The organism is Streptomyces sp. NPDC016677 (genome assembly GCF_055562815.1).
Genome location: NZ_JBVHEO010000027.1, coordinates 37846 through 54064 on the forward strand (window position 1 = coordinate 37846; position 16219 = coordinate 54064).

The 16219-nt window shown below is 72.0% G+C and carries 14 protein-coding genes; 6 read left to right on the plus strand and 8 right to left on the minus strand.

Annotation, left to right across the window (positions count from 1 at the left end):
- The first annotated feature begins 92 nt into the window (after nt 1–92).
- Together ACZ3IG_RS35540 and ACZ3IG_RS35545 are read left to right on the plus strand one after the other, a co-directional pair.
- On the plus strand, nt 93–1529 hold the full coding sequence (locus ACZ3IG_RS35540) for a helix-turn-helix domain-containing protein (RefSeq protein ID WP_467437338.1): 1437 nt from the start codon (nt 93–95) through the stop codon (nt 1527–1529).
- A 79-nt stretch (nt 1530–1608) separates the two neighbouring features.
- Nucleotides 1609–2835, plus strand: a complete 1227-nt coding sequence (locus ACZ3IG_RS35545) for an aminotransferase-like domain-containing protein (protein WP_467437339.1) — start codon at nt 1609–1611, stop codon at nt 2833–2835.
- On the opposite strand, the gene ACZ3IG_RS35550 is transcribed toward ACZ3IG_RS35545, so the two are convergent.
- Nucleotides 2824–3669, minus strand: a complete 846-nt coding sequence (locus tag ACZ3IG_RS35550; protein WP_467437341.1) for a DUF2690 domain-containing protein — start codon at nt 3667–3669, stop codon at nt 2824–2826. The genes ACZ3IG_RS35545 and ACZ3IG_RS35550 overlap by 12 nt on opposite strands.
- Nucleotides 3666–4454 carry a peptidoglycan-binding protein gene (locus ACZ3IG_RS35555; RefSeq protein ID WP_467437342.1) on the minus strand — a complete coding sequence of 263 codons (789 nt, stop codon included), beginning with the start codon at nt 4452–4454 and terminating at the stop codon, nt 3666–3668. Before ACZ3IG_RS35555 ends, ACZ3IG_RS35550 begins: the two co-directional genes overlap by 4 nt.
- A gap of 310 nt (nt 4455–4764) precedes the next feature.
- Between ACZ3IG_RS35555 and ACZ3IG_RS35560 the strand changes: the two genes are divergently transcribed.
- Nucleotides 4765–5214, plus strand: a complete 450-nt coding sequence (locus tag ACZ3IG_RS35560) for a peptidoglycan-binding domain-containing protein (protein ID WP_467437344.1) — start codon at nt 4765–4767, stop codon at nt 5212–5214.
- Nucleotides 5215–5303: 89 nt separating this feature from the next.
- Here the strand turns inward: ACZ3IG_RS35560 and argS are convergent, their stop codons facing one another.
- Nucleotides 5304–7076: an arginine--tRNA ligase gene (gene argS / locus ACZ3IG_RS35565; protein ID WP_467437345.1), complete on the minus strand. Its 1773-nt coding sequence runs from the start codon at nt 7074–7076 to the stop codon at nt 5304–5306.
- Between the two features lie 154 nt (nt 7077–7230).
- Between argS and lysS the strand changes: the two genes are divergently transcribed.
- Together lysS and ACZ3IG_RS35575 are read left to right on the plus strand one after the other, a co-directional pair.
- Nucleotides 7231–8973, plus strand: coding sequence for a lysine--tRNA ligase (gene lysS / locus ACZ3IG_RS35570; protein ID WP_467437346.1), 1743 nt, complete (start codon nt 7231–7233; stop codon nt 8971–8973).
- Nucleotides 8974–9182: 209 nt separating this feature from the next.
- Nucleotides 9183–10097 carry a CPBP family intramembrane glutamic endopeptidase gene (locus ACZ3IG_RS35575; RefSeq protein WP_467437348.1) on the plus strand — a complete coding sequence of 305 codons (915 nt, stop codon included), beginning with the start codon at nt 9183–9185 and terminating at the stop codon, nt 10095–10097.
- Here ACZ3IG_RS35575 and ACZ3IG_RS35580 read toward each other — a convergent pair.
- From ACZ3IG_RS35580 to ACZ3IG_RS35590, 3 genes are all read right to left on the minus strand, one after another.
- Entirely contained in the window at nt 10061–11371 is a 1311-nt protein-coding gene (locus ACZ3IG_RS35580) for a DUF2637 domain-containing protein (protein WP_467437349.1), read from the minus strand. The two genes, ACZ3IG_RS35575 and ACZ3IG_RS35580, sit on opposite strands and share 37 nt — an antisense overlap.
- Before the next feature lie 100 nt (nt 11372–11471).
- Complete coding sequence (locus ACZ3IG_RS35585) at nt 11472–12362, minus strand: DUF3558 family protein (protein ID WP_467437350.1); 891 nt, start codon at nt 12360–12362, stop codon at nt 11472–11474.
- Nucleotides 12363–12513: 151 nt separating this feature from the next.
- The gene (locus ACZ3IG_RS35590; RefSeq protein WP_467437351.1) at nt 12514–13383 is read right to left on the minus strand and encodes a DUF3558 domain-containing protein; all 870 of its coding nucleotides are present in this window, start codon (nt 13381–13383) and stop codon (nt 12514–12516) included.
- 205 nt (nt 13384–13588) lie between these two features.
- Between ACZ3IG_RS35590 and ACZ3IG_RS35595 the strand changes: the two genes are divergently transcribed.
- Nucleotides 13589–14782: an RtcB family protein gene (locus ACZ3IG_RS35595; protein WP_467437352.1), complete on the plus strand. Its 1194-nt coding sequence runs from the start codon at nt 13589–13591 to the stop codon at nt 14780–14782.
- Between the two features lie 15 nt (nt 14783–14797).
- On the opposite strand, the gene ACZ3IG_RS35600 is transcribed toward ACZ3IG_RS35595, so the two are convergent.
- Nucleotides 14798–15571: an SDR family NAD(P)-dependent oxidoreductase gene (locus ACZ3IG_RS35600; protein ID WP_467437354.1), complete on the minus strand. Its 774-nt coding sequence runs from the start codon at nt 15569–15571 to the stop codon at nt 14798–14800.
- A 120-nt stretch (nt 15572–15691) separates the two neighbouring features.
- Complete coding sequence (locus ACZ3IG_RS35605; RefSeq protein WP_467437355.1) at nt 15692–16027, minus strand: YnfA family protein; 336 nt, start codon at nt 16025–16027, stop codon at nt 15692–15694.
- Nucleotides 16028–16219 lie beyond the last annotated feature (192 nt).

The window sequence follows — 16219 nt, forward strand, 5'->3', positions numbered from 1 at the left end:
CGCGGGACGCTGGGACGGCTGGAACCACTCTGACCTGGAGAGACGTCCCTGTTCTGGGATGCGGTGCGGGGACAAGGGGAGCGGGAGAAACGGTGGCTGCGGACGATTTCGCGGGACTGCTGCGGGAGCTGAAGGAACGGTCGGGACTCAGCTACGGGGCGCTGGGCAAGCGGCTGCACATGAGCGCGTCGACGCTGCACCGGTACGTGAAGGGCGAGGTCGTACCGACGGAGTTTGCCTCCGTCGAGCGGATGGCCCGGCTGTGCCGGGCGACGCCCGAGGAACTGCTGGAACTCCACCGCCGCTGGATCCGGGCGGACGCGCTGCGGGGGGTGAAGGCGGACGGGGCTGCCGATCAGGGGGACGCCGCCGCCAAGCCCGGTGAGGCGGGTGCCGGTGCCGTTGAGGGTGCGGGTGCGGGTGCTGGTGCCGCGGTGGGTGACGGGGAGTCGGGCGAGGGGGACGCGCCGGCCGTACCGGGCGGTGCGCACGCGCCGGGGAACGAGCCGGACGGCGCGGTGCCGGACGGCGCGGTGCCGGACGGCGCGGCGCTGGACGAGGACCCGGCCGAGGTCACCGTGGTCGGGGAGGCGGCCGGCGACGGCGCGAGCGGTGGGCGGTCCCGCAAGCGGGTGATGTACGCCGCCGGTACCGGGGTCGGGCTGGCCGCCGCAGTGGCGCTCGTGATCGGGCTGCTCCCGGAGGGGGGAGACGGGCAGGACTCCTCCGGCACCGTCGGGGCGACCGTCTCCGCCCGGCACTCCACGCGGTCCTCGGACCCGTCGCCGAGCGCCGACCGGTCGGCGTCCCCGAGCGCGTCCCCGAGCGCGAGCGCCGGCGCCACGGCGAGTGCCGGTGCCGGTCCGCGGGCCGCCGCGAGCAAGGGCGGGAACGCGACCGCGTCCGCCGGGGCCCCGAAGGCCGACGGCCCCGTTCCGTTGTCCGTGCAGACCACCCCGCACTACTGGGACGGGCCGTGCGACCAGAACTTCCTGGTCGACCGCAGCCCCGAGAACGTGCTGGAGGCGCCTCCCCAGCAGGACTCGGCCGGCTGGATCGCCTCCTACGGCGCTGTCGCCGCGGACCGGCAGCAGGTCGCCTTCACCGTGCAGGGCACGGGCGAGGAGACGGTCGTCCTGAACGCCCTGCACGTCCGCGTCCTCAGCAGCGACGCGCCGCTGACCTGGAACGAGTACGCCATGGGCGTCGGCTGCGGGGGCGGGGTCGGCACCAAGGCGTTCGACGTCTCGCTGGACCTCGGCAATCCGCTGGCCACGCCGGTCAACGGGCAGCGGGACTTCCCGTACAAGGTGACCGAGTCCGACCCCGAGGCCTTCTACGTCAACGCCCACACGAGCGGGCGCGACGTGCGCTGGCAACTGGAACTGGACTGGTCCAGCGGGTCGCGCCGGGGCACACTGAAGATCGACGACAACGGGAAGCCGTTCCGCACGAGTGCCTCGGAGAGCGACAGCTACTACGGTTATCCGCTCGGCGGCGACAAGTGGGAGCAGTACACGAAGGAGTGAGGGGCCGGCCTGCTGCTAGCCGGTGTCCGCATCACGGAAACCTGCTTGTAGACGGCATGTAAATGCCTAGGCTGCGGCCATGACCGTGACCCAGCCTCCTGCCGCGTCCCTCGCCCCCGTCCCGCCCCTCGCCGCGCGGGCCCGGTCGATCGGTGGTTCACCGGTACGGGACATCCTCGCCGTCACCGCCCGCCCCGAGGTCGTCAACTTCGCGGGCGGGCTGCCGGCGCCGGAGCTGTTCGACACCGAGGGGATCGCCGCCGCCTACCGGGCGGTGCTCGCCGAGACGCCGGAGCGGGCGCTCCAGTACTCCACGACCGAGGGCGAGCCGGCGCTGCGGGCCGCGCTCGCCGCGCGCACCTCGGCACGCGGCCTGGACACGGACGCCGAGGACCTTCTCGTCACGACCGGTTCGCAGCAGGCGCTGTCCCTGCTGGCCACCGCCCTGCTCGAACCGGGCGACACCGTGCTGGTGGAGGACCCCTGCTACCTCGCCGCGCTCCAGGCCTTCGGCTTCGCGGGCGCCCGCGTGATCGCCGTGCCCGGGGACGCCGAGGGACCGGATGCCGAGGCGCTGGCGGAGCTGGTGGTGCGGGAGCGGCCCAAGCTGTTCTACACCGTGCCGACCTTCCAGAACCCGACCGGCCGCACCATGTCCGCCGCCCGGCGGGCCGCCGTGGCCTCGGTCGCCGCGCGGTACGGGCTGTGGATCGTCGAGGACGACCCGTACGGGGAGCTGCGGTTCGAGGGCGAGCGGGTGCCGTGGATCGCCGCGTACGAGGAGGCCCGGGACCGGACCGTGCTGCTCGGCTCCTTCTCCAAGGTGATGGCGCCGGGGCTGCGGCTGGGCTGGCTGCGGGCGCCCGCCGGGCTGCGCCGGGCCTGCGCGGTGGCCAAGCAGGCCGCCGACCTGCACACCCCGACCGTCAACCAGCTCGCCGCCGCCCGGTACCTGGCCGACCGGGACCTGGACGCCCACGTCCGCCGGGTCGCGCGGGCGTACCGCGCACGCCGGGACGCCATGCTGGCGGGGCTGGCGGACGCGCTGCCGGCCGGGTCGCGGTGGACGCGGCCGGAGGGCGGCATGTTCCTGTGGGCGACGCTGCCCGCGGGGTACGACACCACAGCCCTGCTCCCGGGGGTGGTCCGGCACGACGTGGCGTACGTGCCCGGAGCGCCCTTCCACGCCGGTGAGCCCGACCGGTCGACGATGCGGCTGTGCTTCGTGACGCAGACGCCGGACGCGATCGGGGAGGGGCTGCGCAGGCTCGGGGAGGGGCTGCGGGAAGCCGCGCTAGCCGGGTGACGGCGAGCGGGCCGGGCCGACCCGGGCGGTGACGCACTCGGGGTCGTGGCCGGCCGACGCGGGCCGGAAACAGGCGCGGACCGTGCTGCCGGGGCCGGCCGCGGCCATGCTGGTGTAGACGTAGGTGTCCGCGTCGGCCTCGTCCCTGACCCGCACGGCGTGAGTCGGTCCGGACACCGTGATGTCCAGCCGGTCGCCGACCTCCGTTCCCCAGGTCCGGGCCCAGCTCGCGCCGCAGGTCTCGCTGTAGCGCAGTTCCACGTAGGCGCCGGTGGCGGTGCGGGAGGTGGCGAGGGTGTCGGGGTCGACGCCGCAGATCAGGCGCAGCGGGTCCCGGCCCTCGCAGGCGGCTCCGTGACACCGGGGGGAGAGGGAGTACGGGACGGAGACCGGCAGCGGTTCGTCCGCCGCTCTGTCCCGGGCCGGCGGGAGGAGGAGCAGCAGGGCCGTGCCGCCGGCGAGCAGGGTGTACACCGACGCCAGCGCCACCAGGAGACGGACGCGTCCGGGGCCGCGGCGGCGGTCGCCGGCGGGCTGGGGCCGCTCCGTCCCGTGCCGTGGTTCTCCTGGGGGAGGGGCGGCCGGGACCGCGCCGCGTCCGCTCCGGTCCGACTCGGTGATCTCCCACAGGGCCAGCAGCCGCTTGGGCGGTTCGTTCGCGATCCGGCACAGCTCCTGCACGGCCTGGCGCGGGGGCAGGATCTTGCCGTTGAGATAGCGCTCCCAGGAGGACTTGCTGTACGCCGTCCGCTCCGCCAGGGCCGCCAGGCTCAGCCCCGTACGGGCCCTCAGCTCCCGCAGGGCCTCGGTCAGCCGGGTGTGCGCGGTGCTCACCGGGGCGCCACCTCCCGCAGGGCCTTCCAGGTGTGCGGGCCGACGACCCCGTCCACGACCAGGTCGTGCCGCTCCTGGACGCGCTGCACCGCGCGCTGGGTCCGCGGGCCGAAGACGCCGTCGATGTCCCCCGGCGAGATCCCGGCCCGCCGCAACAGGCACTGCGCCTCGGCCACTTCGGGCCCCACGTGCGTGTACGCCAGGATGGTGTCCGAGGTCCGGCTCAGCCCCGCGTACCAGCGGCCGTCGCGCTGTTCCAGGCGGCAGGTGTAGGTGACCGGCACCAGGGACTCCGACACGGTGGCCGGGGCGGCGGCGACGGTGTCGGTGCGGACCCGGGCGAGCCGCTCGCGGGTCTCGGCGAGCCGCACGGCCAGCAGGAGCGTCACGGAGACGGACAGCACCAGTGCGACCGCTCCCGCCGTGACCAGGGCGCGGGGGTAGGGGTGGCGGCCGTACGGCCGTCGCTGCGCGGCGTCGTCCGTCCCCGCGTGGGCGCTCACGGGGGCCGAGTGTCCCTCCGCCCAGCGCTCGGCGGCGATCTCGTGCAGCGCCAGCAGCCGGGCCGGATCGTCGCCGCCGACGCGGGCCATCGCCTCCACGGCGGCCCGGGGCGGCAGCGATCCGCCGTTCAGATATCGTTGCCACGATCTCGCGCTGTAGCCGGTCTTCACGGCCAGTTGACGGGTGCTCAGTTCGCTGCGGTCCTTCAGCGTGCGCAGGCGCACGATCAACTGGCGGACGTGTGGTGGGAGTTCTCCGGGCAGCTCTTTCCAACGCGACATGTGTCCCCCGCTCGCGTCCGGGACCGTTGGGCCGGTCCCGTGTGTCCCGGCCTCATTCTGCATCAGCGGCCCCGGCGGCACTGGGGTGAAGGCCTCGATCCGGTGGGTGATCGGCCGAAATCCGTACGGAGCCGTCCCGTCGACGCGCCGCAGGGGGCGGCGTCCCAGCAGGTCAGGGCCTGGGACGTCCCGGGACGACGTCACTTCTGCGCCAACTGTGGCGGTGCGGCGTGCCGTGACCGCAGTCTCGTCGTGGAGCCGGCCGGTGCGGTCGGTCCCGCTCACCGCACGTCACATGGAGGGGAACAGCATGCGAGGTATCACGAAGGCACTCGTCGGCGTCACCGCCGCTGTCGGGATCGCGGCCGGCGGCATGGCGACCGCCGGTACGGCGATGGCGGCGCCCGCGTCGGTGGTCCAGGAGCAGGCGGTGAGCGGCGAGGCCGGCGTGCTCGCTGTGGTCAACCTGGGGCTGGACACCGCCCACGCGAAGAGCTGGCAGTGCCTGCTGCGCGACCGCGGTTACTCGCCGGGCACCATCGACGGGCAGCTGGGCACCAACAGCTGGAAGGCGGCGCAGAGGTTCTTCGACAGCCTGGGCTACTACGACGACGCCATCGACGGGATCGTCGGCCCCAACACGATCAAGGGGCTCCAGAGGTACCTGAACCTGCACGGTGCCAGCCTCGCCGTGGACGGCGTCGCCGGTCCGGCCACCAAGGCCGAGTTCTGGGACTTCGCCGGTACCCACCGCTGCTGAGCGCCCCCGGCCGCACCCGTGCCGCGGCCCGGCCTCTCCCCGATATTCCGGGGAGAGGCCGGGCCGCGTGCCGTGTCACGGACAGGGGGTCAGAGCCGCTCGGGCGTCCTGATCCCCAGCAGCTCCATCCCCCGGTGCAGCGTGCGGGCCGTGATGTCGCACAGGAACAGGCGGTTCTCGACCCGCTCCGGCGTATCGGCCTTCAGCACCGGGCACTTGTCGTAGAAGGACGTGTAGAGCGAGGCGAGCTGGTACAGGTACGCCGTCAGCTTGTGCGGGGCGTACTCCGCCGCCGCCTCGGCCACCGTCTCCGCGAACGCGTCCAGGTGCAGGCCCAGGGCGCGCTCGGCGGCGTGCAGCTCCAGCTCCGGGCGGGGTGCCGGGGCGGTGTCGCCGGCCTTGCGCAGGATGGAGCGGATGCGGGCGTAGGCGTACTGGAGGTAGACGGAGGTGTCGCCGTTGAGCGAGACCATCTGGTCCAGGTCGAACTTGTAGTCCCGGTTCGCCGACGTCGACAGGTCCGCGTACTTCACCGCGCCGATGCCCACCTGGGTGCCGCGCTCGGTGATCTCCTCCTCGGACAGGTCCTGCGCCTTCTCCCGTACGACCGCCGAGGCGCGGTCGATGGCCTCGTCGAGGAGGTCGACGAGGCGGACCGTCTCGCCCGCGCGGGTCTTGAACGGCTTGCCGTCCTTGCCCAGCACCGTGCCGAAGGCGAGCTGGGTCAGCTCGACCGTCTCGACGTCCTCGCCGAGCCAGCCGGCCCTGCGAGCCGTCTCGAAGACCATCTTGAAGTGCAGGGACTGGCGGGCGTCGACCACGTAGAGCAGCGTGTCGGCCTTCAGGCCGAAGACGCGGTCGCGGATCGCGGAGAGGTCGGTGGCCGCGTAGCCGTAGCCGCCGTCCGACTTCTGCACGATCAGCGGGACCGGCTTGCCGTCCGGGCCCTTGACGTCGTCGAAGAAGACGCAGAGGGCCCCTTCGGAGCGGACGGCGACGCCCGACTCCTCCAGGATGCGGCAGGTCTCGGCCAGCATGTCGTTGTACCCCGACTCGCCGACGATGTCCGCGTCCCGGATCTCCATGTCCAGCTTCTCGAAGACGGAGAAGAAGTAGATCTTCGACTCGTCCACGAACTTCTGCCACATGGCGAGCGTGTGCTCGTCCCCGGCCTGGAGGTCGACCACCCGGCGCCGGGCCCGCGTCTTGAACTCCTCGTCGGAGTCGAACTTCTTCCGTGCGGCCTTGTAGAGGCGGTCGAGGTTCGACATCGCCTCCTCGCCGGAGACCTCGCCACCGGAGTGGTCCAGCTCGTGCGGGTGCTCGTCCAGGTACTGGATGAGCATGCCGAACTGGGTGCCCCAGTCGCCGATGTGGTGGCGGCGGACCACCGTCTCGCCGGTGAACTCCAGGATCTGCCGGACCGCGTCGCCGATCACCGCCGAGCGCAGGTGGCCGACGTGCATCTCCTTCGCCACGTTCGGCTGGGCGTAGTCGATGACCGTGGTGCCCGGCTCGGCGGCGTGCGGCACGCCGAGGCGGCCGGTGTCGTCCGCGTACCGCGCCGCGAGGTTCTCGGTGATCGCCCGGTCGCCGACCGTGATGTTCAGGAAGCCGGGGCCGGAGACCTCGACGTCCTGGATCAGGGCGCCGGTGGTGACGTGGGAGACGACCTCGGCGGCCAGCTCGCGCGGGTTGGCCTTCGCCTTCTTGGCCAGCGCCAGGATGCCGTTGGCCTGGTAGTCCGCCCGGTCGCTTCGTCGCAGCAGCGGGTCCGCGCCGGCGGCCTCGGGCCGGGTGGCCGACAGGGCGGACGCGAGGTGCTGGTGGACGGAGTCGCTGAGGGACGTGACCGAGGCCATAGGAAGGGGTGCCGTTCTCCTCGTGGGGATCGATAGACCCGTTCAGTCTCTCATGGGGTCTTCCCCGGGCGGCAAAGCCGTTTCCCGGAGCGCGACGCGGTCTGTGAGAATGGACCGTCACCCCCCCGCTCGAACCAGTGCAGGAAAGAAGGACGTGCCGATCGTGGCTCAGAGCACAGAGACCACCGACTGGGTCTCCCGTTTCGCGGACGAGGTCATCGCCGAATCGGAGCGCCGTGCCCCGGGCGCCAAAACGGTCGTCGTCGCGTCCGGCCTGTCCCCGTCGGGCCCCATCCACCTGGGCAACCTCCGCGAGGTCATGACCCCGCACCTGGTCGCCGACGAGATCCGCCGCCGCGGCCACGAGGTCCGGCACCTGATCTCCTGGGACGACTACGACCGCTACCGCAAGGTCCCGGCCGGTGTCCCCGGCGTCGACGACTCCTGGGCCGAGCACATCGGCAAGCCGCTGACCTCCGTCCCCGCCCCGAAGGGCTCGCCCCACCCGAACTGGGCCGAGCACTTCAAGGCCGCCATGATCGAGGCGCTCGGCGAGCTGGGCGTGGAGTTCGACGGCATCAGCCAGACCGCGCAGTACACCTCCGGTGCCTACCGCGACCAGATCCTGCACGCCATGCGGCACCGCGCGGACATCGACGCGATCCTCGACCGGTACCGCACCAAGCCGAAGACGAAGAAGCCCCAGCAGAAGGCCGTGGACGCGGCCGAGCTGGAGGCCGAGGAGGGCTCCGGCGCCGCCGCCGAGGACGACGGCAGCTCCGGCTCCGCCGGGTACTTCCCGTACAAGCCGTACTGCGGCAACTGCGAGAAGGACCTGACGACGGTCACCGCGTACGACGACGACTCGACCGAGCTGACCTACGCCTGCACGGCGTGCGGCTTCTCGGAGACGGTCCGGCTGAGCGAGTTCGACCGCGGCAAGCTGGTCTGGAAGGTCGACTGGCCCATGCGCTGGGCGTACGAGGGTGTCGTCTTCGAGCCGAGCGGGGTGGACCACTCCTCGCCGGGGTCCTCGTTCCAGGTCGGCGGGCAGATCGTCGGGATCTTCGGCGGCAAGCAGCCGATCGGCCCGATGTACGCCTTCGTCGGCATCAGCGGCATGGCCAAGATGTCCTCGTCCAAGGGCGGGGTGCCCACCCCGGCCGACGCGCTGAAGATCATGGAGCCGCAGCTGCTGCGCTGGCTGTACGCCCGCCGCAAGCCCAACCAGTCCTTCAAGATCGCCTTCGACCAGGAGATCCAGCGGCTGTACGACGAGTGGGACCGGCTGGACGCCAAGGTCGCCGACGGCTCCGCCCTGCCCGCCGACATCGCCGCGCACTCCCGTGCCGTGCGCACGGCCGCCGGTGACCTGCCGAGGACGCCGAGGCCGCTGCCGTACCGCACGCTCGCCTCGGTGGCGGACATCACCGCCGGGCACGAGGACCAGGCGCTGCGCATCCTGAGCGAGCTGGACCCGGCGGACCCGCCGGCCTCCCTGGACGAGGTCCGCCCGCGGTACGACAAGGCGGAGGCGTGGATCAACACCCACGTCCCCGCCGACCAGCGCACCATCGTGAGGGAGAAGCCCGACACCGAGCTCCTTGCCTCCCTCGACGAGGCGTCCGCGCGGTCGGTGCGGCTGCTGCTCGACGGGCTCGCCGACCACTGGTCCCTGGACGGGCTCACCCACCTCGTCTACGGCGTGCCCAAGGTCCAGGCCGGCTTCCCCGCCGACGCCACGCCCAAGGACCTCCCGCCGGAGATCAAGACCGCCCAGCGGACCTTCTTCGCCCTCCTCTACCGCCTCCTCGTCGGCCGCGACACCGGCCCCCGGCTGCCGACGCTGCTGCTGGCGGTGGGGCAGGAGCGGGTGCGGGCGCTGCTCGGGGCGTAGCGCCGTACGCGCGGTGAGGGGGCGTCCGGCGCGTGCCGGGCGCCCCCTCATCGTCCCGGGTACAGCCTGCTGTACCCGGGATCGGGGCGTGCGCGGCAGTGATCGGGGAGCGCGGCGCTGGTGTGCTGGAGGCATCGTGAGGGCGGTGCTCGAAGGCCGCTCAGCCGCCGCCGAGCCGCCGCTCGGCTTCCTTGAAGGGACCCGCCCCGGTGACGATCACCAGCCTCCCCCGGCAGACCCCGGCACCACGCCGCTCCGCCCTCCACCGCCGGCCGCTCACCTGGTTCTTCACGCTGGCCATGGGGGTGAGCTGGCTGGCCTGGACGCCGTACATCCTCTCCGAGAACGGTGTCGGCCTGTGGCACTGGACCTTCCCCGGCGGCGCGCTCGGCAGCCAGCTGCTCGGCGTCCTGCCCGGTGCCTACCTCGGCCCGATCGGCGCGGCGCTGCTGATCACCGCCGTCACGGAGGGACGCGCCGGGCTGCGGGTGTGGCGGGGCCGGATGACGAAGCTCAGGGTGAGCTGGCTCTGGTTCCTGCTCGTGGCGCTCTCGGTGCCCCTCGCGCTGACGATCGCCACCGCCGCGCTGACCGAGCAGAACCCGGTGCTGCCGTCGGCCGCCGTGCTCGTCGCGTACATCCCCGGTCTGATCATGCAGATGATCACCACGGGGCTGGCCGAGGAGCCGGGGTGGCGCGAGTTCGCGATGCCGCGCATGCAGAGCCGCTTCGGCCCGCTGGTCGCCACCCTGGTCGTGGGGGTGCTGTGGGGTGCCTGGCACCTGCCGCTGTTCCTCACCGAGTGGGGCGGCGGCCCGGACGCCGACCCCGCCCACGTACTGGCCTTCATGGGCACGACGCTGGCGTTCAGCGTGGTGATGACCTGGGTGTTCAACCGCTCCCGCGAGAGCATGCCGCTGGTGATGCTGCTGCACACCAGCGTGAACAACTTCTTCTCCGTGGCGTGGTCGGACATGTTCCCGTCGGCGGAGTCCGGGGCCACGACCTACGCCTTCCTGCTCGCGTCGCTGGCGGCGGCGCTGGTGGTCCTGGTGGCGACCCGGGGGCGGCTGGGGATGCCCCGGGGTCAGGCGATGTGGTCCTCTTCCAGCTCCGCGTTGTAGCGGTTGGTGAAGCGGTTGACCATGCGCTTGGCCTCCTCCGGGGGCAGGGCCGTGCCGAACTCGGCCTCCACGTTCTCGCCGAACTCGCGCGCGGTCGGGTAGCCGCCGCCGGGCACCGACTTCCTGAAGACCTGGTAGTAGTCCTCCTCGTCCGGCTCCTGGACCGGCGTGCCGCCGCCCTCGCCCAGCTCGCGGGTCCGGCCGGGCGAGACCGGTATGGGGAAGCTGCCGGTCTCCTCCGGGGAGGGCTCGATCGGCGGCGGCTCCTCCTCGTACTGGTCCCGGTACTCCTCCGCCTGCTGCTGCTCCTCGTACCACTGGGCGTACTGCTCGGCCGGGTCGTACGTCGGGTCGTAGCCGCCCCGGTACTCGGTCTGGCGCGGGGCCTTGAACCACGGGCTGCTCTCGTCCACGACCGGCGGCCGCTGCTCCGGGCCGGGTCCCGAGGCCAGCTCGCGGCGCTGCTCCGGGGCGGGCGCCACCTGCGGCTGGGGCTGCGCCGGCGCCTCTGTCCGGGAGGGGGACGGGGACGGGGACGGGGACTGCGTGGTCTGCTGCGGGGGCGCCGGAGGCAGCAGGGCCGGTTCGATGCCCGCCGCCGCCAGGCCCGAGGGGGCGGTCTCCGCCAGCGGGACGCCGTAGCGGGCCAGGCGCAGCGGCATCAGCGACTCGACCGGGGCCTTGCGGCGCCAGGCGCGGCCGAAGCGGGAGCGCAGCCGGGCCTGGTAGACCAGGCGCTCCTGCTCCAGCTTGATGACCTGCTCGTAGGAGCGCAGCTCCCACAGCTTCATCCGGCGCCACAGCAGGAAGGTCGGCAGGGGGGAGAGCAGCCAGCGGGTGAGGCGGACGCCCTCCATGTGCTTGTCGGCGGTGATGTCCGCGATCCGGCCGATGGCGTGCCGGGCGGCCTCGACGGCCACCACGAACAGCACCGGGATCACCGCGTGCATCCCGACACCCAGCGGGTCCGGCCAGGCCGCCGCGCCGTTGAACGCGATCGTCGCCGCCGTCAGCAGCCACGCCGTCTGGCGCAGCAGCGGGAACGGGATGCGGATCCAGGTCAGCAGCAGGTCGAGGGAGAGCAGGACGCAGATGCCGGCGTCGATGCCGATCGGGAAGACGTAGCTGAACTTCCCGAAGCCCTTCTGCATGGCCAGGTCGAGAACGGCCGCGTACGAGCCGGCGAAACCGATCCCCGCGATGATGACGGCACCGAAGACGACGACCCCGATGAGAACGCGGTGCATCCGTGTCAGCTGAAGTGGCGCGGCCACCCGTACTCCCCTCCCAGTGCCTGTTGTTGCGCGCTACAGGGTGGCACATGTGTGCGGAAGAGCGGGTGGCCGGTGGGAGGAAGTGGCGTTTGCCGGGTTGTCAGCTCTTCTTCGCTGACGACTTCGACGACGACTTCGACTTCGACGAGGAGCTGTCGTCGTCCGGGTCGTCGTCCGACGTGCCGCCCGACGTGCCGGTGGTCTTCGAGGCCGAGGCGCTCGCCGAGGCGCCGTTGGCGGCCGACACCGCGGCCACCGCCTCCTTGGCCGCCCGCTTCGCGTCCGTCACCATCCCCTTGGCGTCCGGGGACTCGTCGCCGGCCAGGCCGGCACCGTTGTAGTCGACGGTGACGACGACGTTCTCGACGCGTGCGACGGCGGTCTGCTGCTTGAAGGTGCCTTCCTTCTTCTTCAGCACGTACTGCACCATCGAGGCCTCGTCGCCCGCCCCGGCGAACAGGTCGCTGCGCACGCTCTTCGCGCCGTCGGTGTTCTGGGCGTCCTTGATCTGCTTCTCGTAGTACTCGTGCGCCAGGTCGTCGCCCGCGCCGCGCGTGACGTCGGACTCGAAGCGCAGCAACGAGACGTTCAGCCAGCGGAACTGCGAGCCCTTGACGCCGTTGTCGTCCAGGCTGTCCCAGGAGCAACTGGCGCGCGTCGCGGTGTCGGAGGACGAGCCCTCCTTGCCGGACTTCGCCTTCGGCACGAGGTCCTTCAGCGTCTTCTTCGTCAGCACGTCGCACGACTCCGGCAGCTTCCCGTACGCTGCCGCCCGCACCGTCGGGGACGGGCTCGCGGTCGCCGACGCGGAGGCCGACGCGCTCTTCCCGCTCGCGGACTTGCCCTCGTCGGAGCCGGAGTCGGAGGAGCAGCCGGCGGCGACCAGCATCACGGGGACGGCGGCTGCGCCGACAAGAACGCGGCTCAGACGCTTCACCTGTCGGTCCTGCTGGTCTCGCTGCACTCGTCGCTGCATGGTTCCTTCACTCATGGCACTCATGACACTCATGACACTCGTGTTCTTGGCGTTCGGGCGTTCAGGCGTTCGGAACGGTTCTGGTGGGCCACCGTACGCGGTGGGGAAACCGCGCGGTCCCGGTTCGCACGCTTCACGAACGCGCGCGGCCGGCGCCGAACGGGCGTCAGCCGCTGAGGGAATCGGCCAGCCGGGAGGCCAGTTTCCGGGCCTTGTCCTGCATTTCCTCGCTGTCGGGGACGACACCGACCACGGCCGGCTGCTCGGCGTACTCGATGGTGACGATGACGTTCGACGTGCGGAACGCCACAGTCACCGTGCGCCGCTGGGCCGTCGAACCGGAGTCGCTCAGCTCGTCGTCGAGGAACGCCTCGTCACCCAGTCCGTCCAGCAGCCGGGGCTGAAGGTCGGTGGGGGTGGCCTCGGCCGACGCGCCGGACGGGGAGCCGGACGCGGAGCCGGGCTCGGAGGTGGCCGGGGCGGAGGCGGTGGCGGTGGCGTTGGGTGTCGCGGAGGACGAGGGGGAGGAGGGGGACGAGGGGGACGCTTCTTCCGACTCCGGTGCCGACTGCGTCTCGGACACGGTCGGTTCGGGCAGGTCCGCGTCCTCCTCCTTGGTCGCGAACAGCTCCTCGGCCTGGCTGTCGTCGCTGACCGCGTTGTCGTAGGACACCACGCGCTCGAAGTCGACGAGCAGATGGTCCGTGGCGTCCGTCGAGTCGACCTTCCAGCGGCAGCCGACCTTGCGGTCGTTGTCGTAGGCGAGCGTCGCCTCGCCCTCGTACGCCTTCGCGCGCTGGTCCTCGTCGGTGATCTGCCGGATGCCGGGCAGCAGCGAGTCGAGGGAGTCCTCGCCGACCGCCGAGCACGGTTCCGGGAGGGTGCGGTACCGGCCGGGCTGGGCGGCGGCCGAGGCGGTGCCGGAGCCGCCCGGGTTGGAGTCGTCGGTCGTGCCGCCGTCCGAGCCGCCGGTGCAGCCAGCCAGCAGCGCCGCGAGGAGGGCGACGGCGCCGGATACGTACGCCTTCCGCTGCACGGTCGGCTCCTCTCGACGGTGGGTCCGGTGGCGGGTCCTTCAGTGTCCCCGCTGGTTAATCGCTTGCCGCACGGGGGTGGGTCCTGGGGACAATGTCTATCGCACGCGCTGCCGCGGACGCCGGTCCGAGATCCCTTTCGTCAGTACTGGTGACGGTTTTTGCGCTTTCTTCTTTATGTTGTGGTTCCGGGGGAATGAGGACGTCATGTCGTACGTGGAAGTACCGGGCGCGAAGGTACCGATCCGGCTGTGGGCCGACCCGGCGACGGTCGAGGGCGGTGCGATGCGGCAGCTCCAGAACGTCGCGACGCTGCCCTGGATCAAGGGTCTGGCCGTGATGCCGGACGTGCACTACGGCAAGGGCGCGACCGTCGGGTCGGTGATCGCCATGCGGGGCGCGGTGTGCCCGGCGGCGGTGGGCGTGGACATCGGCTGCGGGATGTCGGCGGTGAGGACGTCCCTGACGGCGGGCGACCTGCCGGGGGACCTGTCCCGGCTGCGGTCGAAGGTCGAGCAGGTGATCCCGGTGGGGCGGGGGATGCACGACGATCCCGTGGACCCGAGGCGGCTGCACGGGTTCGCGACGGCCGGGTGGGACGACTTCTGGGGGCGGTTCGGCGGGGTGGCGGAGGCGGTGCGGTTCCGGGAGGAGCGGGCCGGGAAGCAGATGGGGACGCTCGGCGGGGGAAATCATTTTGTCGAAATCTGCATAGATTCGACCGATTCTGTCTGGTTGATGTTGCACTCCGGTTCCCGGAACATCGGCAAGGAACTGGCCGAGCACCACATCGGCGTGGCCCAGAAGCTGCCGCACAACCAGGACCTGATCGACCGCGACCTGGCGGTCTTCGTGGCGGACACCCCGCAGATGGCGGCGTACCGCAACGATCTGTTCTGGGCGCAGGAGTACGCGAAGTACAACCGCTCGATCATGATGGCGCTCCTGAAGGACGTCGTCCGCAAGGAGTTCAAGAAGGCGAAGCCGGTCTTCGAGCCGGAGATCAGTGCGCATCACAACTACGTGGCCGAAGAGCGCTACGACGGGATGGACCTGCTCGTCACCCGCAAGGGCGCGATCCGGGCCGGTTCCGGTGAGTACGGGATCATCCCCGGCTCCATGGGGACGGGCTCGTACATCGTCAAGGGCCTCGGGAACGACAAGTCCTTCAACTCCGCCTCCCACGGCGCCGGCCGGCGCATGAGCCGCAACGCGGCCAAGCGCCGGTTCTCGACCAAGGACCTGGAGGAGCAGACGCGGGGCGTGGAGTGCCGCAAGGACTCCGGTGTCGTGGACGAGATCCCGGGTGCCTACAAGCCGATCGAGCAGGTCATCGACCAGCAGCGGGACCTCGTGGAGGTCGTGGCGAAGCTGAAGCAGGTGGTCTGCGTGAAGGGCTGACCCACGGGCCGGCCGTCACCGTTCCCGGTGCACCTTCGTGTTCGACGCCTGGGCGCGGGGGCGGACGATCAGGAGGTCGATGTTGACGTGGGAGGGGCGGGTGACCGCCCACGTGATGGTGTCGGCGACGTCGTCGGCGGTGAGGGGCTCGGCCACGCCCTCGTAGACCTTGGCGGCCTTCTCGGCGTCGCCGGCGAAGCGGGTCAGGGCGAACTCGTCGGTCTTGACCATGCCGGGCGCGATCTCGACGACGCGGACCGGGCGGCCGACGATCTCCAGGCGGAGCGTCTCGGCGAGGACGTGCGCGCCGTGCTTGGCGGCGACGTAGCCGGCGCCGCCCTCGTAGGTGCCGTGGCCGGCGGTGGAGGAGACGACCACGACCGTGCCGTCGCCGCTCGCCTCCAGCTTGGGCAGGAGGGCCTGGGTGAGGTGGAGGGTGCCGATGACGTTCGTCTCGTACATCCGGCGCCAGTCCTCCGGGTTCCCGGTGGCGACCGGATCGGCGCCGAGCGCGCCGCCCGCGTTGTTCACCAGGACGCCGATGGTCCTGAACGCCGACGCGAACTCGTCGACGGCCGCGCGGTCGGTGACGTCGAGGGGGTAGGCGGTCGCCGAGTGGCCGGCCGCGGTGATCTCCTCGGCCAGGGCCTCGATGCGGTCCTTGCGGCGGGCGGTGAGGACGGCGCGGTGGCCGGCCGCCGCGAGCCGGCGCGCCGTGGCGGCGCCGATGCCGGAGCTGGCTCCCGTGACGACGGCGATGCGGGAGGCTGCGGAGGGGGCAGTGGGCATGCGGGGCTCCTTGGCGGCGACGGGGAGTTGCAAGGATAGGCGGGGTGGCTCGGGCGGGTGCAGGCCGCGGGTGCGTTGTGTCTGGTCGCGCGGTTCCCCGCGCCGCCAGGGGGCGCCCTCTCAGTCGCCCCTCGGCGCGTACATGATCAGCGCCATGCCCGCCAGGCAGACCAGGGCGCCCGCGATGTCCCAGCGGTCCGGGCGGTAACCGTCCGCCACCACCCCCCACAGGATCGAACCGGCGACGAAGATCCCGCCGTACGCGGCGAGGACGCGGCCGAAGTGGGCGTCGTGCTGGAACGTGGCGACGAAGCCGTAGGCGCCCAGCGCCAGGACGCCGCCCGTCATCCACAGCCAGCCCCGGTGTTCCCGTACGCCCTGCCAGACCAGCCAGGCGCCGCCGATCTCGAACAGCGCGGCGAGGAGGAAGAGGGCGGCGGAGCGGGCGATCGGCATGCGGGCAGCTTCGCATCCCCGTGGCGGAATACCGTCGGCCGGGCAGTCGTTCAGGGGTATAGTTGAACGGTAAACAACCTGGAGGTCGATCGACCATGCAGTTCGGCATCTTCACCGTCGGCGACGTCACGCCGGACCCGACCACGGGCCGTACGCCGACCGAGCGGGAGCGCATCAAGGCCATGGTCGCCA